We start from the raw sequence: 25396 nt of genomic DNA, 5'->3' as shown, positions 1-25396 counted from the left end.
CATGTGGGACGACCTGGTGCGCGGCGCGATCGGCGCGGTGGTGCTGGTGGACACCCGCCGGCTGGCCGACTGCTTCCCGGCGGTGGACTACTTCGAGAACTCGGGCCTGCCGTTCGTGATCGCGCTCAACGGCTTCGACGGACACCAGCCGTACACGCCGGACGAGGTGCGCGAGGCGCTGCAGATCGGCCCGGACGCGCCGATCATCACCACCGACGCCCGGCAGCGCGCGGAGGCCAAGAGCGCCCTGATCACGCTCGTCGAGCACGCGCTCATGGCGCGCCTGCGCTGAGCCGGACGCCCCGGCTCCCCGGCGCTCCCCTCCCGGTACGCGCGCGGCAGGGCCCCGCACACCCCCGGTGTGCGGGGCTTACCCTTGAGTGTCAACTCCCACCCGCGATCAACGAGGGGCAGCACCACCCGTGCGCATCGCCAGATTCTCCATCGACGGCAACGTCGCGTTCGGAGTCGTGGAAGGGGAGGCCGGAGTCGGCGACGGCCTCGTCCTCGACATCATCAAGGGCCACCCCTTCGCCGAGTTCGAGCGTTCCGGCAGGCGGGTCCCCGTGGACAAGGTCCGGCTGCTGCCGCCCGTCCTGCCCAACAAGGTGGTGGCGATCGGCCGGAACTACGCCGAGCACGCCGCGGAACTGGGCCATGAGGTCCCCGAGGTCCCGACCGCCTTCTTCAAGCCCTCCACCTCGGTGATCGGCCCCGGCGACCCCATCGTCTACCCGTCCTTCTCCCGCGAGGTGCACCACGAGGCCGAGCTGGCCGTGGTGATCGGCCGGATGTGCAGCCAGGTGCCCCGCGAGCGGGTGGCGGACGTCATCCTGGGCTACACCTGCGCCAACGACGTCACGGCCCGTGACGTCCAGCGCACCGAGGACCAGTGGGCCAGGGCCAAGGGCTTCGACAGCTCCTGCCCGCTGGGGCCTTGGATCGTCACCGACGTCGACCCCTCGGACCTGGCCATCATGTGCACGGTCAACGGCGAGCAGCGGCAGCTCGGCCGCACCGGCCAGATGGTGCGCTCCATCGAGGACCTCGTCGTCCACATCACCGAGGCGATGACGCTGCTCCCCGGCGACGTCATCCTCACCGGCACCCCGTCGGGCGTCGGCCCCCTCAACGTCGGCGACGAGGTCGCCGTCACCATCGAAGGCATCGGCACTCTCACCAACAAGGTGATCAAGCGTGGCTAGCGCATCTGACGTACGCGTACGGTTCTGTCCCTCGCCGACCGGCAACCCCCACGTGGGCCTGGTCCGCACCGCCCTGTTCAACTGGGCGTTCGCCCGGCACCACGGCGGCACCATGGTCTTCCGCATCGAGGACACCGACGCCGCCCGCGACTCGGAGGAGTCCTACGAGCAGCTCCTGGACTCGATGCGCTGGCTCGGACTGACCTGGGACGAGGGCCCCGAGGTCGGCGGCCCGCACGCCCCGTACCGCCAGTCGCAGCGCAGGGACATCTACGACGACGTCGCGCGCAGGCTGCTGGAGGCCGGCCACGCCTACCGCTGCTACTGCACCGCCGAGGAGCTGGAGGAGCGCCGGGAGGCCGCCCGCAAGGCCGGGAAGCCCTCGGGCTACGACGGCACGTGCCGCACCCTGACCGACGGGCAGCGGGCCGCGTACGAGGCCGAGGGCCGCCCCTCGATCATCCGCTTCCGGATGCCGGACGAGCCCATCACCTTCACCGACCTGGTCCGCGGCGAGCTGACCTTCACCCCGGAGAACGTCCCCGACTACGGCATCGTCCGGGCCAACGGCGCCCCGCTGTACACGCTGGTCAACCCGGTCGACGACGCCCTGATGGAGATCACCCACGTCCTGCGCGGCGAGGACCTGCTCTCCTCCACCCCGCGCCAGATCGCCCTGTACCGGGCGCTGGCCGACATCGGCGTGGGCAACGGCACCATCCCGGAGTTCGGACACCTGCCGTACGTGATGGGCGAGGGCAACAAGAAGCTCTCCAAGCGCGACCCGCAGTCCTCGCTCAACCTCTACCGCGAGCGCGGCTTCCTCCCCGAGGGCCTGCTCAACTACCTCGCCCTGCTGGGCTGGTCGATCGCCGAGGACCGGGACATCTTCTCGCTGGAGGAGATGGTCGCGGCCTTCGACGTCCGGGAGGTCAACGCCAACCCGGCGCGCTTCGACCTCAAGAAGTGCGAGGCGATCAACGCCACGCACATCCGGGAGCTGGACACCAAGGACTTCATCGCCCGGTGCGAGCCGTGGCTGAAGGCCCCGCACGCCCCCTGGGCGCCGGAGAAGTTCGACCGCGCCGCCTTCGAGGCCCTGGCGCCCCTGGCCCAGACCCGGGTGACCGTCCTGTCGGACATCACCGCCAACGTCGACTTCCTCTTCCTGGACGAGCCGGTGGAGGACGAGGCGTCCTGGAACAAGGCGATGAAGCCCGGCGCGGACGCCCTGCTGCGCACCGCCCGCGCGAAGCTGGCGGAGGCCGGGTGGAACGCCGAGGCGCTGAAGGAGGCGGTCCTGGCGGCCGGCGAGGAGCACGGCCTGAAGCTGGGCAAGGCCCAGGCCCCGGTCCGGGTGGCCGTCACCGGCCGCACCGTCGGCCTGCCGCTCTTCGAGTCCCTGGAGGTCCTCGGCCGGGAGCGCACCCTGGCCCGGCTGGACGCCGCCCTGGCGAAGCTGGAGGCCCGGGCGGAGTCCTGACGGCCGCCGAGGCCGTTCCGCGCGCGTAAGAGGCCCATGTGGAGGCCGGGAGTCCGCTCCCGGCCTCCTCGGCGTTTCCGCGGCCCTCCGGCCGTACGGGCCGCCCGTACGGCCGGGGCGGTGGTGCCCGGCGGGGGAGCCGTCACGGGCCCGGGCCGGGCCCGTACGCCGGGCCCCCGGCGGGGCCGGCCCGGACGGGGGCGTGCGCCAACCTCCGGCGCGGCGGCACGGGTTGGGGAGGCGCCCTCCCGCGCCCGCGCCGCGCGGCCCCGTCCGGCCTGTCCCCCGGTGACGCCGTGTACGCGGAGGGTGGCCGGAGAAGGGGCGCCGCCGCCTCCGGCCGACCCGGCGGGAACCCGTTTTGGAGCACGGGCTTCGATCAGGTAATGTTCTTCCCGTCGCCGGGCGGGAAGGCCGAAAGGCCGGAAAACCGAACGGCGGCCACCCGAACGAAAACCTCGCAAGAGGTTGAGTTCCGGTGGGGTATGGTGTAATTGGCAGCACGACTGATTCTGGTTCAGTTAGTCTAGGTTCGAGTCCTGGTACCCCAGCGAGATCTTCTCCCAGCGAGATCCCACGCCCCCGTTGTGTAGCGGCCTAGCACGCCGCCCTCTCAAGGCGGTAGCGCCGGTTCGAATCCGGTCGGGGGTACGGGAAACGGCAGGAGGCCCTCCGCTTCGGCGGAGGGCCTCCTGCGTTGTGGTGCGGCGCACGGCCTCACCGGCCGGGCCCCGGCCGAACGGGCCCGTGCGGTGCCGGTGGACCGCCGGTGCCGACCGGTGACGGTCAGTTGCCGCGGCGCAGCGCCTCGGTCAGCCGGGCGGCGGCCTCCACGATCGCCTGGGCGTGCATCCGGCCCGGGTGGCGGGTCAGGCGCTCGATCGGGCCCGAGACCGACACGGCCGCCACCACGCGGTTGGAGGGGCCGCGCACGGGCGCGGAGACGGAGGCGACGCCGGGCTCGCGTTCGCCGATGGACTGGGCCCAGCCCCGCCGCCGTACGCCGGAGAGGGCCGTCGCCGTGAACCGGGCGCCCTGCAGGCCCCGGTGCAGCCGCTCGGGCTCCTCCCAGGCCATCAGGACCTGGGCCGCCGAGCCGGCCTTCATCGGCAGCGTGGAGCCGACCGGCACGGTGTCCCGCAGGCCGGACAGCCGTTCCGCCGCGGCCACGCAGATCCGCATGTCGCCCTGGCGCCGGTAGAGCTGGGCGCTCTCCCCGGTCACGTCGCGCAGGTGCGTGAGCACCGGGCCCGCCGCGGCGAGGAGGCGGTCCTCGCCCGCGGCGGCGGCCAGCTCGGCCAGCCGCGGACCCAGGATGAACCGGCCCTGCATGTCGCGGGCCACGAAACGGTGGTGCTCCAGGGCCACCGCCAGCCGGTGCGCCGTGGGGCGCGCGAGCCCGGTCGCCGCGACCAGCCCGGCGAGGGTGGCCGGACCGGACTCCAGAGCGCTCAACACCAGAGCCGCCTTGTCGAGTACGCCGACGCCGCTAGAGTTGTCCATGCAACGATACTCGCGTCTCACATTACGAAACGCAAGTTCAATTTCCCCAAACACCCGCCAAGCTGGAGTGACGGTCGCCACCCCGCCGGTGCGGGTGCGGCGGCATGGACGCCGAGACGAGGCCGGCGGTGCTGCCGGCCGGAGGGAAAGCGATGGGACGGACACTCGCGGAGAAGGTCTGGGACGACCATGTCGTCCGGCGCGCGGAAGGCGAGCCCGACCTCCTCTACATCGATCTGCACCTGCTGCACGAGGTCACCAGCCCCCAGGCGTTCGACGGGCTGCGCAAGAGCGGGCGCCGGGTGCGGCGGACGGACCTCACCATCGCCACCGAGGACCACAACACCCCCACCATCGACATCGACAAGCCCATCGCCGACCCCGTCTCCCGCGTCCAACTGGAGACGCTGCGCAAGAACTGCGCGGACTTCGGGGTCCGTCTGCACCCGCTCGGCGACGTCGAGCAGGGCGTCGTCCACGTGGTGGGACCGCAGCTCGGGCTGACCCAGCCGGGCATGACCGTGGTCTGCGGCGACAGCCACACCTCCACGCACGGCGCGTTCGGCGCGCTGGCGTTCGGCATCGGCACCAGCCAGGTCGAGCACGTCCTGGCCACCCAGACCCTGCCGATGGCTCCCTTCAGGACCATGGCCATCACGGTCGACGGCGAACTGCCCGAGGGCGTGACCGCCAAGGACCTGATCCTGGCGATCATCGCGAGGATCGGCACCGGCGGCGGCCAGGGCTATGTGATCGAGTACCGCGGCCCGGCCATCGAGAAGCTGTCGATGGAGGCGCGGATGACCATCTGCAACATGTCCATCGAGGCCGGGGCCCGGGCCGGGATGATCGCCCCGGACGAGACCACCTTCGCCTACCTCAAGGGCCGCGAGCACGCCCCCGAGGGCGCCGACTGGGACGCGGCCGTGGAGTACTGGCGGACCCTGCGCACCGACCCCGACGCCGTCTTCGACCGCGAGGTGGTCATCGACGCCGCCGAGCTGGCGCCGTTCGTCACCTGGGGCACCAACCCCGGGCAGGGCGCGCCGCTGAGCGAGACGGTGCCGGACCCGGCCTCCTTCGCCGACCCCAGCGAGAGGCTGGCCGCCGAGAAGGCGCTGGAGTACATGGGGCTCACCCCCGGGCAGCCGCTGCGCGAGATCTCCGTGGACACCGTCTTCGTCGGCTCCTGCACCAACGGCCGGATCGAGGACCTGCGCTCGGCCGCCGCCGTCCTCAGGGGCCGGAAGGTCGCCGACGGGGTGCGGATGCTGGTCGTGCCCGGCTCGGTACGGGTCGCGCTCCAGGCCGTCGAGGAGGGGCTGGACAAGGTGTTCACCGAGGCCGGCGCCGAGTGGCGGCACGCGGGCTGTTCGATGTGTCTGGGCATGAACCCCGACCAGCTCAGGCCCGGGGAGCGCGCCGCGTCCACCTCCAACCGCAACTTCGAGGGCAGGCAGGGCAAGGGCGGCCGCACCCACCTGGTCTCCCCGCAGGTCGCCGCCGCCACCGCGGTGCTGGGCCACCTGGCCTCGCCCGCCGACCTGTCCGACGTACGCCAGCCCGCGGGAGTCTGAGAACAGCCATGGAAGCCTTCACCACCCACACCGGCCGCGCCGTGCCGCTGCGCCGCAGCAACGTCGACACCGACCAGATCATCCCCGCGCACTGGCTGAAGAAGGTCACCCGCGACGGCTTCGAGGACGGCCTGTTCGAGGCGTGGCGCAAGGACCCGGAGTTCGTGCTCAACCGCCCCGAGCGGCAGGGGGCCACCGTGCTGGTGGCCGGGCCCGACTTCGGTACCGGGTCCTCCCGCGAGCACGCCGTCTGGGCGCTGCAGAACTACGGTTTCAAGGCCGTGATCTCCTCCCGCTTCGCCGACATCTTCCGCGGCAACTCGCTCAAGAACGGCCTGCTCACGGTCGTCCTGCCGCAGGAGACCGTGGACCGGCTGTGGGAGCTGACCGAGGCCGACCCGGCGGCGGAGATCACCGTGGACCTGGTGACGCGCAAGGTCACCGCCCCCGGTGTGGAAGCGGACTTCGAGCTGGACGAGAACGCCCGCCGGCGGCTGCTGGAGGGGCTGGACGACATCAGCATCACCCTGCGGCACGAGGACGACATCGCCGCGTACGAGGCGAAGCGGCCCTCCTTCAAACCGCGGACCCTTCCCGTCTGACGCGCCGGTTACGGGCGGTCGTCCGCCGACCGCCCCGCGGCACCCCTTCCGAGCGCCCCCGGCCCGAGCCGGGGGCGCTCGGGCGTGTGGGAGGGGACGCGGGAGCCGGGGGAGCGGGGGAGCGGTGGCGGGCTGAAGTCGCCGTCCACAGCGCGGAGTTGGATCACTCCGGGACCCGGCCCCCGGCGTGTTGGGGCCCTTCGAGGTGACAACTCGCCTCCAATGGCACAATCTGTGCATGGAACGCGACGGTCAACTCCCGCTCTACGACCTCGTCGCCGCCCGTTTGAAGGACGCGCACACCATGGTGCGCACGCTGCAAGTGCCCCAGGACGTACGGGCGGCGCTCGCCCGGCGGCTCCTCGCCATCACGGCCGCCTCCAAGCACGATCTGGCCGGCGCGGCGCGGCGACTGGATCGTCTGATGGAGGACATCGGCAAGGGCAGATTCCCCACGGAACAGGAAGACCGGTGCGCACAGGGAAGCGCGTGACGGTCGTGTTTGTTGCGACACAAGGGTGATTCGCCCGTTTCGCGTTTGATTTACGGTAAATATCCGCCTAACGTGCGAAAAAGCTCGGACAGATCCGTTCAGGCAATGCCTCCGAAGGGGAAGACGTGAACAAGGCGCAGCTCGTTGAAGCAATTGCCGACAAGCTCGGCGGACGCCAGCAGGCCGCCGACGCGGTCGATGTGGTGCTGGACGCGATCGTCCGCGCGGTCGTCGCCGGGGACCGGGTCTCGGTCACCGGCTTCGGCTCGTTCGAGAAGGTGGAGCGTCCGGCCCGCTACGCCCGCAACCCCCAGACCGGCGAACGCGTCAGGGTCAAGAAGACCTCCGTTCCCCGGTTCCGCGCCGGCCAGGGCTTCAAGGACCTGGTCAGCGGCGCCAAGAAACTGCCCAAGAACGACGTCGCCGTGAAGAAGGCGCCCAAGGGAAGCCTCTCGGGCGGCACCGCCACCCGCAAGGCCACGGCGAAGAAGGCCGCCGCCAAGAAGGCGGCCCCGGCCAAGCAGGCCGCCGCCAAGAAGACGACGGCCAAGAAGACCACCGCGAAGAAGGCGCCGGCCAAGCAGGCCGCCGCCAAGCAGACGGCCGCCAAGAAGACGGCGGCCAAGAAGGCCACGGCGAAGAAGGCGCCGGCCAAGAAATCCGCGGCCAAGAAGGCCCCCGCCCGCAAGAGCCCGGCACGCAAGACCAGCGCCAAGAAGGCCGCCGGCCGCCGGAAGTGAGGCGGGCGACCGCGTACCCGACCACGTGCACGACCGCGCCGGGCCGGACTCCCCTGGAGCCCGGCCCGCGGCCTGTCCGGGCGCCCGCCGCCCGGACCCGCCGCTCGTCTAGGCTCGTCGGCATGCAGGCCACCGCGTACACCTACGACCCCGCGACCCGCAGCGGCAGCGTGCTCCTCGACGACGGCACGCCCCTCCCCTTCGACGCCGCAGCCTTCGACGCGGGCGGTCTGCGGCTGCTGCGCCCGGGCCAGCGCGTGCGGATCGAGACCGACGGCGAGGGCGGACGGCGCCGGATCACGCTGGTGACGCTGCAGACGTTCTGAGCGTGTGCGGGCCCACCCCCAGGGCCAGTGCCGCGGCCAGGTCCTCGCCGGTGTCCACGTCCCGCCGTACGCTCTCCACGCCGGACAAGGTGATCTCCACCGCACCGGAGCGCAGGTGGCGGGCGCGCGAGGCGCCGCCGAAGGCCGGGGCCAGGGCGGTGCCGGGAGCCGCGGCGAGCAGGGTGGTGCCCACCCCGGCGGCATCGGCCAGGAAGGCCCGGGGATGCGCCCGCACGGCGGCGAGCACCCGCGCCAGTTCGGCCGGCCGCAGCGCGGGCAGGTCCGCGTTCAGCGCGGCCACCGCGGCACCGGGACGCCGCGCCCGTACGACCGCCTCGCCGTGCTCCAGCGCGGCGTTCAGCCCGGCGGCCGGGGCGTCCGGCACGATCCGCGCTCCCACGGCGGCCAGTTCCGCCCCCGCGCGCGGATCGTCCGTGACGATCACCACATCCTCCACCGCCGGGCAGGCCAGCGCCGCGCCCACGGTGTCCAGGGCGAAGGCCAGTGCCAGTTCGGGCCGCAGGTCCTCCCCGGCCGCCGCGGCGAGCCTGCTCTTCGCCCGCCCCAAGGGCTTCAGGGGCACGACCAGCGTCCACGGGACCGCTGCGCCCGCTCCGTCGTCGTGATCCATCGCCTCCATTCTCACCCCCCACCGCCGGAGCCGTCCGCGGCCCCCGGGGTTACGGTGTGCTCGACAGGGTGACGACCTGGGGCGACACTTGTGCGGTTGTTTCCGGTGGCGCGAGTGCCGCAGCAGGCCAGGCAAGAGGAGATGGTGTCCGGGTGTCCCGCCACAGAATCGGCTTCTGGTACCGCTTGGCCGCGGCTTTGGCGAAACCGCCCCTGCTGTTGCTGTTCAAGCGGGACTGGCGCGGAGCGGAGCACATTCCGGCCGAGGGCGGATTCATCACCGTGGTGAATCACAACTCCTATCTCGACCCGCTCTCCTACGCCCACTTCCAGTACAACACCGGCCGCGTCCCCCGTTTCCTGGCCAAGGACTCCCTCTTCAGGGGCGGATTCGTCGGCGCGGTGATGCGCGGCACCGGGCAGATCCCCGTCTACCGGGACACCGTCGACGCCGCCAACGCCTTCCGCGCCGCCGTCGAGGCGATCAACAAGGGCGAGTGCGTGGCCTTCTACCCCGAGGGCACCCTCACCCGCGACCCCGACCTGTGGCCGATGGAGGGCAAGACCGGCGCCGCCCGCGTCGCCCTGCTCACCAAGGCGCCCGTCATCCCCGTCGCCCAGTGGGGCGCCCACGAGGCCGTACCGCCGTACGCCAGGCGGAAGCGGGTCAGGCTCTTCCCGCGCAAGACGCTCAGGGTGCTGGTCGGACCGCCCATCGACCTGTCGCGGTTCTACGACCGCGAACCCACCGTGGAACTGCTGCGCGAGGTCACCGACGTCATCATGGACGCGATCACCGACCTGCTGGCCGAGCTGCGCGGCGAGCCGGCACCCGCCCAGCGCTACGACCGCCGCAGGGCGCTCGCCGAGGACCGGCGCAGGTCGTCCGGCGCCGCGGGATCCGCCGGCAACGGCACCGCCGGCAACGCCAACAGCACCACCGGCACCACCAGGAACGGCACGGCCGCCGGCAGCACCAGGAACGGCACGGCCGCCGAGGGAGAGAACGCGTGACGCGAGTCGCCGTGTACGGCACCGGATCATGGGGAACCGCCTTCGCGGTGGTGCTCGCCGACGCGGGCTGCGAGGTGACCCTGTGGGGACGCCGCGCGGAGGTGGCCGAGGCGGTCAACACCACCCGCACCAACCCCGACTACCTGCCGGGCGTCACGCTCCCCGACGCCGTCCGCGCCACCACCGACCCGGCCGAGGCCGCCGCCGGTGCGGAGTTCACGGTGCTGGCCGTGCCCTCCCAGACCCTGCGCGACAACCTCGCCCGGTGGACGCCGCTGCTGCCGCCGGACACCGTGCTCGTCTCCCTGATGAAGGGGATCGAACTGGGCACCGCCAAGCGGATGAGCGAGGTCATCGAGGAGGTCGCCGGAGCCGGTCCGGACCGGATCGCCGTGCTCAGCGGACCCAACCTCGCCCGTGAGATCGCCGACCGGCAGCCCGCCGCCTCCGTCGTCGCCTGCCGCGACGAGGCCGTGGCCCGGCGGCTCCAGGCGGCCTGCCACACCCCGTACTTCCGCCCGTACACCAACACCGACGTCGTCGGCTGCGAGCTGGGCGGGGCCGTGAAGAACGTCATCGCGCTGGCCGTCGGCATCGCCGACGGCATGGGCCTGGGCGACAACGCCAAGGCCTCGCTGATCACCCGGGGACTGGCCGAGACCACCCGGCTCGGGCTGGCGATGGGCGCCGACGCGCACACCTTCGCCGGCCTGGCGGGCCTGGGCGACCTGGTCGCCACCTGCTCCTCGCCGCTGTCGCGCAACCACACCTTCGGCACCAACCTCGGCAAGGGCATGACCCTGGAGGAGACCGTCGCGATCACCCGGCAGACCGCCGAGGGCGTCAAGTCCTGCGAGTCCGTGCTGGATCTGGCCCGGCGACACGGCGTCGAGATGCCCATCACCGAGACCGTCGTCGGTATCGTCCACGAGGGCAAGCCGCCACTGGTCGCACTCAAGGAACTGATGTCGCGCAGCGCCAAGGCCGAGCGCCGCTGACTGCCCCACCGTCACTACGTTAGGTAATCTCGACCGGATATGAGCAGCCAGTCCTCCTCCCAGAACCCCTCGCCGGCCGGCCGCAGGCCGCGCGTCGCCGTCGTCTTCGGCGGCCGCAGCTCCGAGCACGCGATCTCCGTGGTCACCGCGGGCGCCGTGCTGCGCGCCATCGACCGCACCGCCTACGACGTCCTGCCCATCGGCATCACCGCAGACGGCCGCTGGGCGCTGACCGCCGACGACCCCGAGCGGATGGCCATCACCGGCCGTGCGCTGCCGAGCGTGGAACAGCTCGCCGAGTCCGACACGGGATCGGTGCTGCTGCCCTTCGAACCGGCCAACCGCGAGGTGGTCTACACCGAACCGGGCTCGGTGCCCAAGGTGCTCGGCGAGGTCGACGTCGTCTTCCCCGTGCTGCACGGCCCGTACGGCGAGGACGGCACGCTCCAGGGCCTGCTGGACCTCGCCGGCGTGCCCTACGTCGGCTCCGGCGTCCTGGCCTCGGCGGTCGGCATGGACAAGGAGTACATGAAGCGGGTCTTCACCTCCTTCGGGCTGCCCGTCGGCCCGTACACGGTGATCCGGCCGCGCGAGTGGGAGCGGGACGAGACGGCGGCCCGCAAGAAGATCGTGGACTTCGCGGCCGACCACGGCTGGCCGGTCTTCGTCAAACCCGCCCGCGCCGGGTCCTCCTTCGGCATCACCAAGGTCGAGGACCTGGCCGGCCTGGACGAGGCGATCGCCGAGGCGCGGCGCCACGACCCGAAGATCATCGTGGAGTCGCTGCTGCGCGGCCGCGAGATCGAGTGCGGCGTCCTGGAGTTCGAGGACGGGCCGCGCGCCAGCGTCCCGGCCGAGATCCCGCCGCCCGCCGCCCACGACTTCTACGACTTCGAGGCCAAGTACATCGACTCCGCCGAGGGCGTCGTGCCCGCCCCGCTGACCGACGAGCAGACCCGGCGGGTCCAGGAGCTGGCCGTGCGGGCCTTCGAGGCGGCCTCCTGCGAGGGACTGGTCCGTGCGGACTTCTTCCTGCTGGACAACGGCGAGTTCGTGATCAACGAGATCAACACGATGCCCGGCTTCACGCCCATCTCCATGTACCCGCGCATGTGGGAGGCGAGCGGCGTCGGCTACTCCGAGCTGGTCGACCGCCTCATCCGCGCCGCGCTGCGCCGCCCGACCGGGCTGCGCTGACCGGACCGGCCCGCTGGGCGGCGCCGGCCGGGCCGCAGGCCGGGAGGGACGACGGGGACGGGGCCGCCGCCGGCGGGACCGGCGGCGGCCGGACGTCACAACGGCTTCTCGGGGATCGCCCCGCGCACCGCGTCCGCGAGGTCGACCAGGGCGTTGACCTCCGGCGCGTAGTCGTCGGGCACCGTCACGCGCACGAAGACCGTGCGGCCGGTGGTGGTGAACCGGTAACCGCCGTCCCGCTCCTCCGACAGCCAGGAGACGCCGTTCACCTCCACCGCCTCGGCGGTGGGGTTGTAGTGTTCACTGCCGGGCGTGAGCACCTCGGGCCGCGGCACCCCGCAGCCCAGCTCGATCGCGGGATCGCCCCACACCGCGGCGTACCGCGTTCCGGGGGAGAGCTCCACCCGCGGCTGTCCGTCCACCCGCTCCGGCAGCGCGTCGTACAGCGCGCGGCAGGCCGTGGCGGCCCGGCCCGTGGGGCTCGGCACCGGCGGCCGGGGGCCGTCGTCGCCGGACGTACAGCCGGCCACCGTGACGAGCACGGCGACGGCGGCGCTCAGTGATACGGACGGCGAGACGGCCGACGGCACGGGCAGCGGGCGGGACCGGCGGGGCGAGAAGCTCACCGGGCGAGCATACGGGGAGCTACAGATGCACGACCGGGCAGGTCAGGGTCCGCGTGATGCCCTCCACGCGCTGGATCCTGGCCACCACCATGCGGCCCAGGTCGTCCACCGTGTCGGCCTGCGCGCGCACGATCACGTCATAGGGCCCGGTCACGTCCTCGGCCTGGATCACCCCCGGGATCCCGCCGACCACCTCGGCGACGGTCGAGGCCTTGCCGACCTCGGTCTGGATCAGGATGTACGCCTGTACCACGGAACCTCCAGGGCGGCTACGAGGATCATGTGGGAAGAAGGGACGCCACGGTACCGCGTAGCCGACACCACCGGGGAGACCCGCACCACGGGCGGGTGCGACGGGTCGACGGGCTGGTGGACCGGCCGGCCGGCGACGGCGGTACCGTTCGAGCGCACTGACGAAGGGGCACGACGATGTTGAGTTCTCCCGGGGGACACCCTCCCCCTCGTTTCACTGGGGGTGCCCCCAGGACCCCCGGCCGGACCGTGGGGGAGCTCGGGGAGTTCGGACTGATCCGGGAGCTGACCTCGCGGATCACCCCCACCCCGGCCGTACGGATCGGCCCGGGCGACGACGCGGCCGTGGTCGCCGCGCCCGACCGGCGCGTCGTGGCCAGCACGGACCTGCTGCTGGAGGGGCGGCACTTCCGGCGCGACTGGTCCACCGCGTACGACGTGGGCCGCAAGGCCGCCGCGCAGAACCTGGCGGACATCGCCGCCATGGGAGCCGAGCCCACCGCGCTGCTGCTCGGCCTCGTCGTCCCGGCCGAACTGCCGGCCACCTGGCCCACCGAGCTGATGGACGGCCTCCACGACGAGTGCCAGGTGGCGGGCGCGGCCGTGGTCGGCGGGGACGTGGTGCGCGGCGACACCATCACCGTGGCGATCACCGCCCTGGGCGACCTGCGCAACCGCGAGCCGGTCACCCGGTCGGGCGCGCGGCCCGGCGACATCGTCGCGGTGACCGGCTGGCTGGGCTGGTCGGCCGCCGGGCACGCGGTGCTCGCCCGCGGATTCCGCTCCCCGCGTGCCTTCGTCGAGGCCCACCGCCGTCCCGAGCCGCCGTACCAGGCGGGCCCCGCGGCGGCCGAGCTGGGCGCCACCGCGATGACCGACGTGAGCGACGGGCTCGTCGCCGACCTCGGACACATCGCCGAGGCCAGCAAGGTCCGCATCGACGTGCGCTCGGCCGCCCTGGACATCCCCGCCCAGATGTCCGACATCGGGCAGGCGGTGGGCGTCGATCCGCTGCAGTGGGTGCTCACCGGGGGAGAGGACCACGCGATCGTCGCCACCTTCCCCCCGGAGAGCAAGCTGCCCGCCCGCTGGCGGCGCATCGGCGAGGTGCTCCACCCCTCCGCGATGCCGCAGGTGACGGTGGACGGCGTGCCGTGGAACAAGGGCGGGTGGGACCACTTCGGTAACTGAGGGGGCCGGGTCCGGCGGACGGGAGGGTTCCGCCGCCCGGCTCCAGGTCCGGTACCGGGCGGCGTGCGCCCCGGCCGTAGGCTGCGGGCATGCGTACACCACCGCGAGTCCTCACCGTCGCCGGATCCGACTCGGGCGGCGGGGCGGGCATCCAGGCCGACCTGAAGACCATGCTGGCGCTGGGCACCCACGGGATGAGTGTGCTCACCGCCGTCACCGCGCAGAACTCCCTGGGCGTGCAGGGCGCCTGGGAACTGCCCGCCGACGCCGTGCGGCAGCAGTTCCGCAGCGTCGTGGACGACATCGGGGTGCAGGCGGTCAAGACCGGCATGCTGGCGACCGCCGAGCTGGTCGCGACCGTCGCCGACCTCCTCGACGGCCTCACGGTGCCGGTGGTCGTCGACCCCGTGGGCGTCTCCAAGCACGGCGACCCGCTGCTGGCGCCCGAGGCGCTGGAGGTGGTGCGCACCGCGCTGCTGCCGAAGGCCACCGTCGCCACCCCCAACCTGGACGAGGTCGCCCAGCTCACCGGCGTACGGGTCGAGACGGAGGCCGACCTGCCGCGCGCCGCGGAGGCGGTGCTGGCCCACGGGCCGCGGTGGGTCCTGGTCAAGGGCGGCCACCTGAAGGACGGGGACACCGCGGTGGACCTGCTCACCGACGGCACCGACCGGCACTGGCTGCGCGCGCCGCGCCACGACAACCGCCACACCCACGGCACGGGCTGCACCCTCGCCAGCGCCATCGCCGCCCGGTTGGCGAAGGGACGCTCCGTGCCGGAGGCGGTCGGCGATGCCAAGGAGTACGTGACGGGCGCCATCGCCGCCGGCTTCGCCCTGGGCGGCGGCATCGGGCCGGTGGACCACGGCTGGCGGCTGGACGACCGGGATGCCTGAGGCGTACGGGCCCGTGCGGGTCCGTACGCCGCGTGCGCACGCCGAAGAGCCGGTCCACCCGGGGTGGACCGGCTCTTCGGCAACCGGCGAGGCCGCCGCGCTGGACGTCACGTCAGCGCGACACCGGACCGTCCCCGCCGCGGCGGGGAGGGGTCAGGTGTTCAGCGCGAGACCTTGCCGGCCTTGATGCACGAGGTGCACACGTTGAGCCGCTTCGGCGTCCGACCGACCATCGCACGCACCCGCTGGATGTTGGGGTTCCAACGGCGGGAGGTACGGCGGTGCGAGTGCGAGATGTTGTTGCCGAAGCCCGGCCCCTTGCCGCAGACGTCGCAGTTGGCAGCCACGGGTCACTCCAAAGACTTCAGATGCACTTACAGTGAAATCCCGGCGTCGGCAGGATCAGGGGATGACCGGCACTGCCAGGGAATGGGTAGTGCCCGACTCGGGTCAGGCAACCGGAGCAGCATACCTCGGCCGCGTCCGGACCATGAAATTACCATGCGCGTCCCGCCCCCGGTCCCGGCGGGCCCCCACCACGGCACTAGCCTTCGGCCGTCGCCGCTGTCCGCCCGGCCGTCCGGCCGCAGCTCGTGAGGAGGCCCGTCCGTGCCGCATCCGCTCGACGTTGCCGCGGTACGGAACTGGTGCGCCCGGGCGCTCGAGGCGCTGGGCCGGGACCGCGAGACGATCGACGCGATCAACGTCTACCCGGTGGCGGACGCGGACACCGGCACCAACCTCTACCTGACCGTGGAGTCCGCCGCCCGGGCCGTGGAGGCGGCCTGCGCGGAGGAGCCCACCCGGGCCCGGGCCGTGCGCGCCATGGCCCACGGCGCGCTGATCGGCGCGCGCGGCAACTCCGGGACGATCCTGGCGCAGTTGCTGCGCGGCATGGCCGAGGAGATCGGCGCGGCGGAGGACGCGGAGGACAAGGCCGCCGGGGAGGCCGCCGGGGAGGGCGCGGGAAGCGACGACGCCGAGCTGCTGCGCCGCGCGCTGCGCCGCGCCGCCGCCTCGGCCCGGGCGGCGGTGGCCCGCCCGGTGGAGGGGACCGTGCTCACCGTGGCGTCCGCCGCCGCCCGGGCCGCCGGGGACGCCGCCGGGGACTGCGCCGCGGTGGCCCGCGCCGCCTGGGCGGCGGCCCGCACGGCCCTGGAGGCCACCCCGGACCAGCTCCCGGCGCTGTCCCGCGCGGGCGTGGTGGACGCGGGCGGCTACGGCCTGGTCGCCGTCCTGGGCGCGCTGGTCGGGGCGCTCACCGGGGAACGGCCCATGGGTCCGATCGCCGAACGGGCCGGGTGCGGCGCCCCGCGGACGCCCCGCCCGGCGACCGGGGAGCCGGCCGGGCGGGAGACCGGGCCCGGTGACGGCCCCGGCGCGGCGGTGGACGGCCCGGCCTACGAGGTCCTCTACCTCCTGGAGGCCGACGACGACGCCGTCGCCGCCCTGCGCGCCCGGCTCGACGCCCTCGGCGACTGCCTGGTGGTGGTCGGCGGCGACGGGCTGTGGAACGTCCACGTCCACGTGGACGACGCGGGTGCCGCCGTGGAGGCCGGGATCGAGGCGGGCCGCCCGTTCCGCATCCGGATCACGCGCCTCGGCGACCGGCCCGGCCGGTCCGCGGACCGCGGCGCCGACCGCACCGCGTCCCGCGCCGTGGTCGCGGTGGTGCCCGGCGACGGGCTGGCCGACCTGTGCGCCGAGGCGGGCGCCACGGCCGTCACCGCACGGCCCGGGGAGCCGCCCGCCAGCAGCGAGCTGGCCCAGGCGCTGCGGCGCACCAACGCCTCCGAGGTCGTCCTGCTCCCCAACGACCCCGAGCTGCGGCACGCCGCCGCGGCGGCCGCCGAGCAGGTCCGCGCCGAGGGACTGCGCGTCGCCATCGTCCCCACCCGCTCCCCGGTGCAGGGCATCGCCGCGCTCGCCGTCCACGAACCCGGCCGCCGCTTCGACGAGGACGTCGTGGCCATGACCGCGGCCGCCGGGGCCACCCGGTACGGCGAGCTGTGCGTCGCCGAACGGCAGGCGTGGACCACCGCCGGGATCTGCCAGGCCGGCGACGTGCTCGGGCTGATCGACGGGGACGTGGCGCTGATCGGGACCGAGCCGGCGGAGGTGGCCGCCGCCGTGCTGGACCGGATGCTCGCGGCGGGCGGCGAACTGGTGACCCTGGTGGTCGGCGCGGACGCCCCCGAGGGTCTGGCGGAGCGCCTCCAGGAGCACGTGCGGCGTGCCCACCTGGCCGTGGACACGCTCGTCTACCGGGGGCGGCAGAGCGGGCCGCTGCTGATCGGCGTGGAGTGACCCGCCGGGTCGCGCACCGGGGCTGTCGGTGCCGTGGTGTGCAATGGGGGACGTGCCCGCGCTGGAGAAGACCACGGAAGACCCTCTGACGGAACCGCTGAGGAAGGTGCTCGGCGGCACCACCGCGAAGGTGATGGCCGAGCACCTCGGCCTGCACACCGTCGGCGACCTGCTGCACCACTACCCGCGGCGGTACGCCGAGCGCGGCGAGCTGACCCGGCTCGCCGACCTGCCGCTGGACGAGCACGTCACCGTCGTCGCCCAGGTCGCCGACGCCCGCGTGCACACCTTCAACCAGGGGCGCGGCAAGCGGCTGGAGGTCACGCTCACCGACGGCAGCGGACGCCTCCAGCTCGTCTTCTTCGGACGGTCCGTCCACCATCACCACCGGGAGCTGCTGCCCGGCCGCCGCGGCATGTTCGCGGGCAAGGTCGGGGTCTTCAACCGCAGGCTCCAGCTCTCCCACCCCGCCTACGAGCTGCTGGGCGCCGACAGCGGCGCGGACGCGGTGGACGCGTTCGCCGGGCGCCTGATGCCGATCTACCCGGCCTGCAAGCAGATCGAGTCCTGGAAGATCGCCAAGGCCGTCGCCACCGTCCTGGACTCCCTGCGGGCCACCGGCTGGGCCGGGCTCGCCGACCCGCTGCCGGCCGCGCTGCGCGAGGAGTACGGGCTGATGGCGCTGCCGGAGGCGCTGGACAAGATCCACCAGCCACGCACCAGGGCGGACGTCGAGCAGGCACGGTCCCGTCTCAAGTGGGACGAGGCGTTCGTCCTCCAGGTCGCCCTGGCCCGTCGCCGGCTCGCCGAGGGCCAGCTCCCCGCCGTGCCGCGCAGGCCGCGCGAGGGCGGACTGCTGGACGCCTTCGACGCCCGGCTGCCGTTCACCCTCACCGAGGGGCAGCGGGCCGTCAGCCGGGAGATCTTCGACGACCTGGCCACCGAGCACCCGATGCACCGGCTGCTCCAGGGCGAGGTCGGCTCCGGCAAGACGCTGGTGGCGCTGCGCGCCATGCTCGCCGTCGTGGACGCGGGCGGACAGGCCGCGATGCTGGCCCCGACCGAGGTGCTGGCCCAGCAGCACCACCGCTCGATCACCGAGATGATGGGCGAGCTGGCCGAGGGCGGCATGCTCGGCGGCGCCGAACAGGGCACCAAGGTGGTGCTGCTCACCGGTTCGATGGGCGCCGCCGCCCGCCGCCGGGCGCTGCTGGACCTGGCCACCGGCGAGGCCGGGATCGTGGTCGGCACCCATGCCCTGATCGAGGACAAGGTGCAGTTCCACGACCTGGGCCTGGTGGTGGTGGACGAGCAGCACCGCTTCGGCGTGGAGCAGCGCGACGCCCTGCGCTCCAAGGGGAAGCAGCCCCCGCACCTGCTGGTGATGACCGCCACGCCGATCCCGCGCACGGTCGCGATGACGGTCTTCGGGGACCTGGAGACCTCCGTGCTGGACCAGCTCCCGGCCGGGCGCTCGCCCATCGCCAGCCACGTGGTGCCCGCCCGGGAGAAGCCCCACTTCCTCACGCGCGCCTGGGAGCGGGTCCGCGAGGAGGTGGCCGCCGGGCACCAGGCGTACGTGGTCTGCCCGCGCATCGGGGACGACGCCGGGGACGGCACCGGGGACGGCGAGGAGGAGCCGGCCGGCCCCGCCCGCGGGAGCGGCGGGGACGGCGAGGGCGCCGACGGGGACGGCGAGCGCCGTCCCCCGCTGGCCGTCCTCGACGTCGCCGAACAGCTCGCCTCCGGGCCGCTGGAGGGGCTCCGCGTGGCGGTGCTGCACGGCCGGATGCAGCCGGACGCCAAGGACGAGGTGATGCGCCGCTTCGCCGCGGGCGAGGTGGACGTCCTGGTCGCCACGACCGTCATCGAGGTCGGGGTGAACGTGCCCAACGCCACCGTGATGGTGATCATGGACGCGGACCGCTTCGGCGTCTCCCAGCTCCACCAGTTGCGCGGCCGGGTCGGGCGCGGCAGCGCGCCGGGGCTGTGCCTGCTGGTCAGCGAGGCGCCCGAGGGCAGCCCGGCCCGCGCCCGGCTGGCGGCGGTCGCCGCCACGCAGGACGGCTTCGAGCTGTCCCGGATCGACCTGGAGCAGCGCCGCGAGGGCGACGTGCTGGGCCAGGCGCAGTCCGGCACCCGGTCGTCCCTGCGGATGCTCACGGTCATCGACGACGAGGAGATCATCGTGGCCGCCCGGGCGCGGGCGACCGAGATCGTCGCCGCCGACCCCGAGCTGGAGCGGCTGCCCGAACTGCGCGCCGCCCTGGACGCCCTGCTGGACGAGGAGCGCGAGGAGTACTTGGAAAAAGGGTGAGAAGGGGCGAGAAGGGGGAGCGCGCTGCCGGCCGCGCGGGCCGTCCGGTGTGCCCCGGCCGGTACGCCCCGTGCGGGCGGTCACGGAGCGTCACTGTCAGTGGTGGGCGGAAGAATGGAGGTGTTCCGGACCGGTCCGCACGGAGATCGGTCGGCTTGGACCACTGGGGGCTGCTTTCATGGCATTCCGGCATCTCAACGAACTGCCGCTCGGCGACAAGGTCTTCCGGATCGAACTCGCCAGCGACGACGACTCCACCGTGACCCTCTCCCTGACCGGCTGGCAGGAGGACGCCCCGCAGGCTCCGCTGGCCTCCGGCACGCTCACCCTGCCGCTCTCCGAGGTGCCCGCGCTGCGGATCGCGCTCAACCGCGCGCTGCGCGCCCTCGCCCTCGTCGCCGACGTCGCGGAGCCGATCCCCGACCGCGACGTGCTGCGCGAGTTGTTCCCCGGCCACGGCGCCCCCTGGGTCCCCCAGCACGAGGAGGACCTCACCCAGCGCTTCCACGCCGGCGAGACCATCGCCCGGATAGCCGCGCGCTTCGGCCGCACGCCGGACTCGGTGCGCACCAAGCTGCGCGAACTGGGCCACGACCCGCGCCGCCCGGAGTACTGCCCGCCGGACGGCTGCCTGTCCTGGTCGCGCTACGCCTCGCCCGCCCTGGTGGGGGCCGCCGCCGCGGAGGCCGGGGAGGACCGGGCGGCGGGCTGACGCCTATCGTGGGGGCGGCGGCCGCACGGCCGCCGCCCCCACTGCCCGAGAGCCCGGAGGACGACGAAGCGATGACCCGCGTGATCGCCGGAACGGCCGGCGGACGACGGCTGGCGGTGCCGCCCGGCCAGGGCACCCGTCCCACCTCCGACCGGGCGCGCGAGGGGCTGTTCTCCACCTGGGAGTCGCTGCTGGGCTCGCTGGCCGGCCTGCGGGTGCTCGATCTGTACGGGGGCTCGGGCGCGGTCGGCCTGGAGGCGCTCTCGCGCGGCGCCGCGCACGTCCTGCTGGTCGAGTCCGACGCCCGGGCCGTGCGCACCATCCGCCAGAACGTCCGCGGCGTCGGCCTGCCCGGGGCCGAGGTCCGCACGGGCAGGGCCGAGCAGGTGGTGCGGGGGCCCGTCCCCGAGGAGCCGTACGACCTGGTGTTCCTCGACCCGCCGTACGCCGTCGGCGACGACGACGTCCGGGAGATCCTTCTCACACTCCGCGCCCGGGGGTGGCTCGCGGACGATGCCCTGGCCACCGTGGAACGCAGCACCAGAGGCGGCGAATTCCGCTGGCCCGCCGGGTTCGAGGGGCTGCGGTCCCGCCGCTACGGCGAGGGCACGCTTTGGTACGGTCGCGCCGCCGGAGAAGCCGAAGAAGAAACCGCCGAGGCGTCATGACCCGTACGGAGAGCGAGGAACCACCAGTGCGCCGCGCCGTCTGTCCGGGGTCCTTCGACCCCATCACCAACGGACACCTCGACATCATCGCCCGCGCCTCCAAGCTCTACGACGAGGTGTACGTCGCGGTGATGATCAACAAGTCCAAGAAGGGCCTGTTCACCGTCGACGAGCGCATCGACCTGATCCGCCAGGTCACCGGCGAGTACGCCAACGTGCGGGTCGAGTCCTTCCACGGCCTGCTGGTGGACTTCTGCAAGCAGCGCGACATCCCCGCCATCGTCAAGGGCCTGCGGGCGGTCAGCGACTTCGACTACGAACTGCAGATGGCCCAGATGAACAACGGGCTCTCCGGCGTGGAGACGCTGTTCGTGCCGACCAACCCGACCTACAGCTTCCTCTCCTCCAGCCTGGTCAAGGAGGTCGCGGCCTGGGGCGGCGACGTCTCCCACCTGGTGCCGCCCGCCGTGCTCCGGGCCCTGCGCGCCCGCCTCGCCCGGCCCTGACCTTCCGGCATCCGGTGTCGCACCGGCGGCCGCTGCCCGTACAGTCACTCCCGTGGACGTACAGCAGAAACTCGACGACATCGTCGCGACGGTCGAGAACGCCCGCTCCATGCCCATGTCGGCCTCCTGCGTGGTCAACCGCGCGGAGCTGCTGGCCATGCTGGAGGAGGTGCGGCAGGCGCTGCCCGGCTCGCTCGCCCAGGCACAGGAGCTGCTCGGCGACCGGGAACAGATGATCGCCGAGGCCCGGCAGGAGGCCCAGCGGATCATCGAGTCCGCGCAGGCCGAGCGCAGCGCGCTGATCTCCGGCACCGAGATCGCCCGCCGCTCGCAGGAGGAGGCCGACCGCATCCTGGCCCAGGCCCGCCGGGAGGCCGAGGAGATCCGCGCCGAGGCCGACGACTACGTCGACAGCAAGCTCGCCAACTTCGAGGTCGTGCTGAGCAAGACCATCGGCTCGGTCGACCGGGGCCGCGAGAAGCTCCTCGGCCAGGGCCCGGGGGCCGACCCCTACGGCGAGGAGGGCGACGCGGACATCCCGGAGCGCTCCACCGACCCCGTCGAGCTGCGCCGGCGCGCCGACGCGTACGTGGAGGCCCAGTTCCGGGCGTTCGAGGCGGTGCTCACCAAGACGCTGGAGGCGGTCGGCCGCGGACGGCAGAAGCTCACCGGCCACCGCCCCATCGACGAGCTGGGCGCCCACCTGGCCGCCCAGGACGACCAGGCGCAGCCCGTCGACCCCGCCGACTACCTCGCGGACCTCGCCGCCGCAGCCCGGACGCCCGCGGCCCCCGCGGCGGACCGGCAGTCCGGGTACGAGCCGCAGCCGGCGGCCGATCCGTACGGCTACCAGCAGGCGCAGCACCAGCCCCAGCAGGACGGCTACGGCTACTCCCAGCAGGGCTACCAGCCGGGCCAGGTGCCGCCTCCGCCGCCGTACCAGCCCCAGCAGCAGCCCGCGGCGCTCGACGAGACCAGCTTCTTCGACACCAGCATGATCGACATGGAGCAGCTCAGGCAGTACGAGCAGGGCCGCTAGCCGCATCCGGCCGCGTCCGTCCGGAGCCGGATTGGGACCGGGGCGGCCCGTCCAGTATCCTGGCTGTTCGGTCGTGGTCCGCCCGCGACGCTCGGCTGCCCGGATCGGACGCCGGACCGGATGTCCGGACCGGATTCGGAGCCAGCCGGTGCCAGACCGTAGAAAGCAGGAAGCCCTGAACGCCCCCCTCGACCCCCGCTCCCCCCTCGTGCTCGACACGCGCGAGCTGGGGCGCCGTCCCGGTGCGCTCAAACGGTTCTCCCGTACGGTCCCGGCCCCCAAGGACATGGGTATCGAGGTCATCGGGGTGCCGGAGGGCGCGCCCATGCAGCTCGACCTCCGCCTGGAGTCGGTCATGGAAGGGGTGCTCGTCACGGGCACCGTCCGTGCGCCGCTGACGGGGGAGTGCGTAAGGTGTCTGGAGCCGCTGGAGCAGGAGAGCGAGGCGGACTTCCAGGAGATGTTCTCCTACCCCGACGCCGACGACCGGAGCCGCTTCGCGGACGCCGGCGACGACGCCGAGGACGAGGAGACGTTCCACCTCGAGGGCGACCTGCTCGACCTCGAGCCCGTGCTGCGCGACGCGGTGGTGCTGTCACTGCCGCTGCAGCCGGTGTGCCAGGAGGACTGCCCCGGACTGTGCCCCCGCTGCGGGGCACGGCTCGCGGACGACCCCGGGCACGACCACAACGAGGCCGTCGACATCCGGTGGGCGGCTCTGGAAGGACTCGCCGGCACCCTCCGGGACGGCGAGAAGGACGAAGACAACGACCCCCGCACCGCCGGGGACGATCCACAGGAGAAATAGCCGTGGCTGTTCCGAAGCGGAAGATGTCGCGCAGCAACACGCGCCACCGCCGGTCGCAGTGGAAGGCTGCGGTCCCCACCCTGGTGAAGTGCGAGCGCTGCCAGGAGCCCCGTCAGCAGCACATCGCCTGCCCGAACTGCGGCACCTACAACCGCCGCCAGGTCCTCGAGGTCTGATCGGCGGGTGACGGGCTCCATGTCAGACGCCACTACGCCCGGAACCCCCTCCCGCCGTGGAGGGGGTGAACCGGAGGCGCAGGCGGGTCTGGTGGATGCGGCCTCGTCCCACACGCTTCTGGAAGGGCGGCTCGGGTACCGGCTCGAGTCCGCCCTTCTGACGCGTGCGCTGACGCACCGCAGCTACGCGTACGAGAACGGCGGTCTGCCCACCAACGAGCGCCTGGAGTTCCTGGGGGACTCCGTCCTCGGCCTGGTGGTCACCGACACGCTCTACCGCACCCACCCCGACCTCCCCGAGGGCCAGCTCGCCAAGCTGCGCGCCGCGGTGGTCAACTCGCGCGCGCTCGCCGGAGTCGCCCGCGGTCTCGACCTGGGCGCCTTCATCCGGCTCGGCCGGGGCGAGGAGGGCACGGGCGGCCGGGACAAGGCGTCGATCCTCGCCGACACCCTGGAGGCCGTGATCGGCGCGGTCTACCTCGACCAGGGGCTGGAGGCGGCGAGCGAACTGGTGCACCGGCTCTTCGACCCGCTGATCGAGGAGTCCTCCAACCTCGGTGCCGGACTGGACTGGAAGACCAGCCTCCAGGAACTGACCGCGGCCGAGGGACTGGGCGTCCCGGAGTACCTGGTCACCGAGACCGGCCCCGACCACGAGAAGACCTTCACGGCTGCCGCCCGCGTCGGTGGTGTCGCGTACGGCACCGGCACCGGCCGCAGCAAGAAGGAGGCCGAGCAGCAGGCGGCGGAGGCCGCCTGGCGCGCGATCCGGGCCGCGGCCGACGCCGGCGGCGCCGAAGCCGGTGCCGGCGCCGGCCGGGAGTCCGGCCAGGCCGCCGAGAAGGTGTCCTGAGCGGCGCCCCCTCCGGGCGGCCCGTCCCCCTCCCGTACCCACCCGTCCGGAACCGGGCGGGTGGGTACGTCGATCCACCCGCGATCCAGTGACGAGGAGCCGTCGTTGCCCGAGCTGCCCGAGGTCGAGGTCGTCCGGCGCGGACTGGAACGCTGGGTCAGCGGCCGTACGGTCGCCGAGGCCGAGGTGCTGCACCCGCGCGCGGTCCGCCGCCACGTCGCCGGGGCGGCCGACTTCGCCGGCCGGCTGCGGGGCGCGCGCATCGGCACGCCCCTGCGCCGCGGCAAGTACCTGTGGCTGCCGCTCACCGGCACCGGCACCGGTCACTGCGTCCTGGCCCACCTGGGGATGAGCGGACAACTGCTCGTCCAGCCGCACGACGCCCCCGACGAGAAGCACTTGCGCGTGCGCATCCGCTTCGCCGACGCGGCGGGCACCGAACTGCGCTTCGTCGACCAGCGCACCTTCGGCGGACTGTCGCTCCACGAGACCACGCCCGGCGGCCTGCCCGACGTCATATCCCACATCGCCCGCGACCCGCTGGACCCGGCCTTCGACGAGGCGGCCTTCCACGCCGCCCTGCGCCGCCGCCGCACCACCGTCAAGCGCGCGCTGCTCGACCAGTCGCTCATCAGCGGGGTCGGCAACATCTACGCCGACGAGGCGCTGTGGCGCTCCCGCCTCCACTACGACCGCCCCACCGCCACCCTCACCCGCCCGCGCACCGCCGAACTGCTCGGCCACATCCGCGACGTGATGAACGCCGCCCTCGCCGTCGGCGGGACCAGCTTCGACAGCCTCTACGTCAACGTCAACGGCGAGTCGGGCTACTTCGACCGTTCCCTGGACGCCTACGGCCGCGAGGGCCTGCCCTGCCGCCGCTGCGCCACCCCGCTGCGCCGCAGCCCCTGGATGAACCGCTCCAGCTACTTCTGCCCCCGCTGCCAGCGCCCGCCCCGCCCGACGGTGCGCTGAACCGCGCCCGGACGGGACCGGGCGCGCCGCCCCGCAGGAGCGTGCCGTCTCACCCTGACGGACGGGTTCGCGTCCCGCGACGCCCTCCGGGCCGGTCCGGCGCCGCCCGGTGACGGCCCGGGGCCGATCCCGGCGCGGCCCGGAGCCTCAGGTCGTGGAGGTCTCAGAAGCCGAAGTTCTGCGTCCACCACGGGCCGCCCTCGGCGAAGTGCGCGCCCACGCCCAGGGTCCGGTAGTCGCAGTTGAGGATGTTGGCGCGGTGGCCGGGGCTGTCCATCCAGGCGTCCATCACCGACTGGGCG

The 25396-nt window shown here is 73.4% G+C and carries 29 protein-coding genes and 2 tRNA genes; 25 read left to right on the top strand and 6 right to left on the bottom strand.

The annotated features are described in order from the left end of the window. The 5 genes from VE546_RS15555 to VE546_RS15535 all read left to right on the top strand — a co-directional run. Positions 1 to 292, top strand: a 292-nt coding sequence (locus tag VE546_RS15555) for a GTP-binding protein (protein WP_324922654.1), incomplete at its 5' end; no start/stop codon positions are given. A 130-nt stretch (positions 293 to 422) separates the two neighbouring features. Next, on the top strand, positions 423 to 1205 hold the full coding sequence (locus VE546_RS15550; protein WP_324922652.1) for a fumarylacetoacetate hydrolase family protein: 783 nt from the start codon (positions 423 to 425) through the stop codon (positions 1203 to 1205). Beyond that, positions 1198 to 2688, top strand: coding sequence for a glutamate--tRNA ligase (gltX, locus tag VE546_RS15545; protein ID WP_324922650.1), 1491 nt, complete (start codon positions 1198 to 1200; stop codon positions 2686 to 2688). The genes VE546_RS15550 and gltX overlap by 8 nt, the downstream gene beginning before the upstream one ends. A gap of 479 nt (positions 2689 to 3167) precedes the next feature. Beyond that, a tRNA-Gln gene (locus tag VE546_RS15540) sits at positions 3168 to 3239 on the top strand. A gap of 27 nt (positions 3240 to 3266) precedes the next feature. Further along, positions 3267 to 3339, top strand: a tRNA-Glu gene (locus VE546_RS15535). A 135-nt stretch (positions 3340 to 3474) separates the two neighbouring features. Here VE546_RS15535 and ndgR read toward each other — a convergent pair. After that, positions 3475 to 4191, bottom strand: coding sequence for an IclR family transcriptional regulator NdgR (ndgR, locus tag VE546_RS15530; protein WP_324922648.1), 717 nt, complete (start codon positions 4189 to 4191; stop codon positions 3475 to 3477). A gap of 152 nt (positions 4192 to 4343) precedes the next feature. Between ndgR and leuC the strand changes: the two genes are divergently transcribed. The 5 genes from leuC to VE546_RS15505 all read left to right on the top strand — a co-directional run bounded on the left by leuC (position 4344) and on the right by VE546_RS15505 (position 7929). Next, the gene (gene leuC / locus VE546_RS15525; protein ID WP_324922647.1) at positions 4344 to 5768 is read left to right on the top strand and encodes a 3-isopropylmalate dehydratase large subunit; all 1425 of its coding nucleotides are present in this window, start codon (positions 4344 to 4346) and stop codon (positions 5766 to 5768) included. A gap of 8 nt (positions 5769 to 5776) precedes the next feature. Then, on the top strand, positions 5777 to 6370 hold the full coding sequence (gene leuD / locus VE546_RS15520; protein WP_324922645.1) for a 3-isopropylmalate dehydratase small subunit: 594 nt from the start codon (positions 5777 to 5779) through the stop codon (positions 6368 to 6370). A gap of 238 nt (positions 6371 to 6608) precedes the next feature. Further along, a complete protein-coding gene (locus VE546_RS15515; RefSeq protein ID WP_324922643.1) occupies positions 6609 to 6863 on the top strand; it encodes a hypothetical protein in 255 nt (84 codons plus the stop codon). A 125-nt stretch (positions 6864 to 6988) separates the two neighbouring features. Beyond that, positions 6989 to 7603 (top strand): HU family DNA-binding protein, encoded by a 615-nt coding sequence (locus VE546_RS15510; protein WP_324922641.1) that lies wholly within the window; start codon positions 6989 to 6991, stop codon positions 7601 to 7603. 122 nt (positions 7604 to 7725) lie between these two features. Continuing rightward, positions 7726 to 7929, top strand: coding sequence for a hypothetical protein (locus VE546_RS15505; protein ID WP_324922639.1), 204 nt, complete (start codon positions 7726 to 7728; stop codon positions 7927 to 7929). Here the strand turns inward: VE546_RS15505 and cofC are convergent. Continuing rightward, on the bottom strand, positions 7901 to 8560 hold the full coding sequence (cofC, locus tag VE546_RS15500; RefSeq protein WP_324922637.1) for a 2-phospho-L-lactate guanylyltransferase: 660 nt from the start codon (positions 8558 to 8560) through the stop codon (positions 7901 to 7903). The two genes, VE546_RS15505 and cofC, sit on opposite strands and share 29 nt — an antisense overlap. Before the next feature lie 152 nt (positions 8561 to 8712). On the opposite strand from cofC, the gene VE546_RS15495 reads away from it, so the two are divergent. The 3 genes from VE546_RS15495 to VE546_RS15485 are packed head-to-tail and all read left to right on the top strand — an operon-like array spanning position 8713 to position 11768. Continuing rightward, positions 8713 to 9573, top strand: a complete 861-nt coding sequence (locus VE546_RS15495) for a lysophospholipid acyltransferase family protein (protein WP_324922635.1) — start codon at positions 8713 to 8715, stop codon at positions 9571 to 9573. Beyond that, positions 9570 to 10571, top strand: a complete 1002-nt coding sequence (locus VE546_RS15490) for an NAD(P)H-dependent glycerol-3-phosphate dehydrogenase (RefSeq protein ID WP_324922633.1) — start codon at positions 9570 to 9572, stop codon at positions 10569 to 10571. The genes VE546_RS15495 and VE546_RS15490 overlap by 4 nt, the downstream gene beginning before the upstream one ends. 39 nt (positions 10572 to 10610) lie before the next feature. Further along, positions 10611 to 11768, top strand: coding sequence for a D-alanine--D-alanine ligase family protein (locus tag VE546_RS15485; RefSeq protein WP_324922631.1), 1158 nt, complete (start codon positions 10611 to 10613; stop codon positions 11766 to 11768). 95 nt (positions 11769 to 11863) lie between these two features. On the opposite strand, the gene VE546_RS15480 is transcribed toward VE546_RS15485, so the two are convergent. Together VE546_RS15480 and VE546_RS15475 are read right to left on the bottom strand one after the other, a co-directional pair. Next, entirely contained in the window at positions 11864 to 12394 is a 531-nt protein-coding gene (locus VE546_RS15480) for a DUF3515 domain-containing protein (protein ID WP_324922629.1), read from the bottom strand. Between the two features lie 19 nt (positions 12395 to 12413). Next, positions 12414 to 12647: an Lrp/AsnC ligand binding domain-containing protein gene (locus tag VE546_RS15475; RefSeq protein WP_324922627.1), complete on the bottom strand. Its 234-nt coding sequence runs from the start codon at positions 12645 to 12647 to the stop codon at positions 12414 to 12416. Positions 12648 to 12895: 248 nt separating this feature from the next. Between VE546_RS15475 and VE546_RS15470 the strand changes: the two genes are divergently transcribed. Together VE546_RS15470 and thiD are read left to right on the top strand one after the other, a co-directional pair. Next, the gene (locus tag VE546_RS15470) at positions 12896 to 13837 is read left to right on the top strand and encodes a thiamine-phosphate kinase (RefSeq protein ID WP_324922625.1); all 942 of its coding nucleotides are present in this window, start codon (positions 12896 to 12898) and stop codon (positions 13835 to 13837) included. Positions 13838 to 13926: 89 nt separating this feature from the next. After that, positions 13927 to 14733 carry a bifunctional hydroxymethylpyrimidine kinase/phosphomethylpyrimidine kinase gene (gene thiD, locus VE546_RS15465; RefSeq protein WP_324922623.1) on the top strand — a complete coding sequence of 269 codons (807 nt, stop codon included), beginning with the start codon at positions 13927 to 13929 and terminating at the stop codon, positions 14731 to 14733. A 161-nt stretch (positions 14734 to 14894) separates the two neighbouring features. Here thiD and rpmB read toward each other — a convergent pair whose 3' ends face one another. After that, entirely contained in the window at positions 14895 to 15080 is a 186-nt protein-coding gene (gene rpmB / locus VE546_RS15460; protein WP_093662092.1) for a 50S ribosomal protein L28, read from the bottom strand. Between the two features lie 262 nt (positions 15081 to 15342). Between rpmB and VE546_RS15455 the strand changes: the two genes are divergently transcribed. The 10 genes from VE546_RS15455 (at position 15343) to mutM (ending at position 25094) form a co-directional block, all read left to right on the top strand. Continuing rightward, on the top strand, positions 15343 to 17040 hold the full coding sequence (locus VE546_RS15455; RefSeq protein ID WP_324922619.1) for a DAK2 domain-containing protein: 1698 nt from the start codon (positions 15343 to 15345) through the stop codon (positions 17038 to 17040). A 43-nt stretch (positions 17041 to 17083) separates the two neighbouring features. Continuing rightward, the gene (gene recG, locus VE546_RS15450) at positions 17084 to 19357 is read left to right on the top strand and encodes an ATP-dependent DNA helicase RecG (protein WP_324922617.1); all 2274 of its coding nucleotides are present in this window, start codon (positions 17084 to 17086) and stop codon (positions 19355 to 19357) included. Between the two features lie 178 nt (positions 19358 to 19535). Further along, positions 19536 to 20069, top strand: coding sequence for a hypothetical protein (locus VE546_RS15445; protein ID WP_324922616.1), 534 nt, complete (start codon positions 19536 to 19538; stop codon positions 20067 to 20069). A 71-nt stretch (positions 20070 to 20140) separates the two neighbouring features. Further along, entirely contained in the window at positions 20141 to 20737 is a 597-nt protein-coding gene (gene rsmD, locus VE546_RS15440) for a 16S rRNA (guanine(966)-N(2))-methyltransferase RsmD (RefSeq protein WP_324922614.1), read from the top strand. After that, positions 20734 to 21243 carry a pantetheine-phosphate adenylyltransferase gene (coaD, locus tag VE546_RS15435; protein ID WP_324922612.1) on the top strand — a complete coding sequence of 170 codons (510 nt, stop codon included), beginning with the start codon at positions 20734 to 20736 and terminating at the stop codon, positions 21241 to 21243. Before rsmD ends, coaD begins: the two co-directional genes overlap by 4 nt. 52 nt (positions 21244 to 21295) lie before the next feature. Further along, positions 21296 to 22282, top strand: coding sequence for a cell division initiation protein (locus VE546_RS15430; protein ID WP_324922610.1), 987 nt, complete (start codon positions 21296 to 21298; stop codon positions 22280 to 22282). A gap of 148 nt (positions 22283 to 22430) precedes the next feature. After that, a complete protein-coding gene (locus tag VE546_RS15425; RefSeq protein WP_324922608.1) occupies positions 22431 to 23090 on the top strand; it encodes a DUF177 domain-containing protein in 660 nt (219 codons plus the stop codon). 2 nt (positions 23091 to 23092) lie between these two features. Beyond that, positions 23093 to 23266 carry a 50S ribosomal protein L32 gene (rpmF, locus tag VE546_RS15420; protein ID WP_031508259.1) on the top strand — a complete coding sequence of 58 codons (174 nt, stop codon included), beginning with the start codon at positions 23093 to 23095 and terminating at the stop codon, positions 23264 to 23266. Between the two features lie 19 nt (positions 23267 to 23285). Further along, positions 23286 to 24119 (top strand): ribonuclease III, encoded by an 834-nt coding sequence (gene rnc / locus VE546_RS15415; RefSeq protein WP_324922606.1) that lies wholly within the window; start codon positions 23286 to 23288, stop codon positions 24117 to 24119. A 105-nt stretch (positions 24120 to 24224) separates the two neighbouring features. Beyond that, positions 24225 to 25094 carry a bifunctional DNA-formamidopyrimidine glycosylase/DNA-(apurinic or apyrimidinic site) lyase gene (gene mutM / locus VE546_RS15410; RefSeq protein WP_324922604.1) on the top strand — a complete coding sequence of 290 codons (870 nt, stop codon included), beginning with the start codon at positions 24225 to 24227 and terminating at the stop codon, positions 25092 to 25094. A gap of 163 nt (positions 25095 to 25257) precedes the next feature. On the opposite strand, the gene VE546_RS15405 is transcribed toward mutM, so the two are convergent. Further along, the coding region (locus tag VE546_RS15405) for a CAP domain-containing protein (RefSeq protein WP_324922655.1) at positions 25258 to 25396 on the bottom strand (139 nt) is incomplete at its 5' end.

This window comes from Streptomyces sp. (assembly GCF_035644915.1).
Lineage (GTDB): Bacteria > Actinomycetota > Actinomycetes > Streptomycetales > Streptomycetaceae > Streptomyces.
The sequence above is the reverse complement of the archived record's forward strand: the minus strand, read 5'-3'. Positions and strand labels throughout refer to the sequence as shown.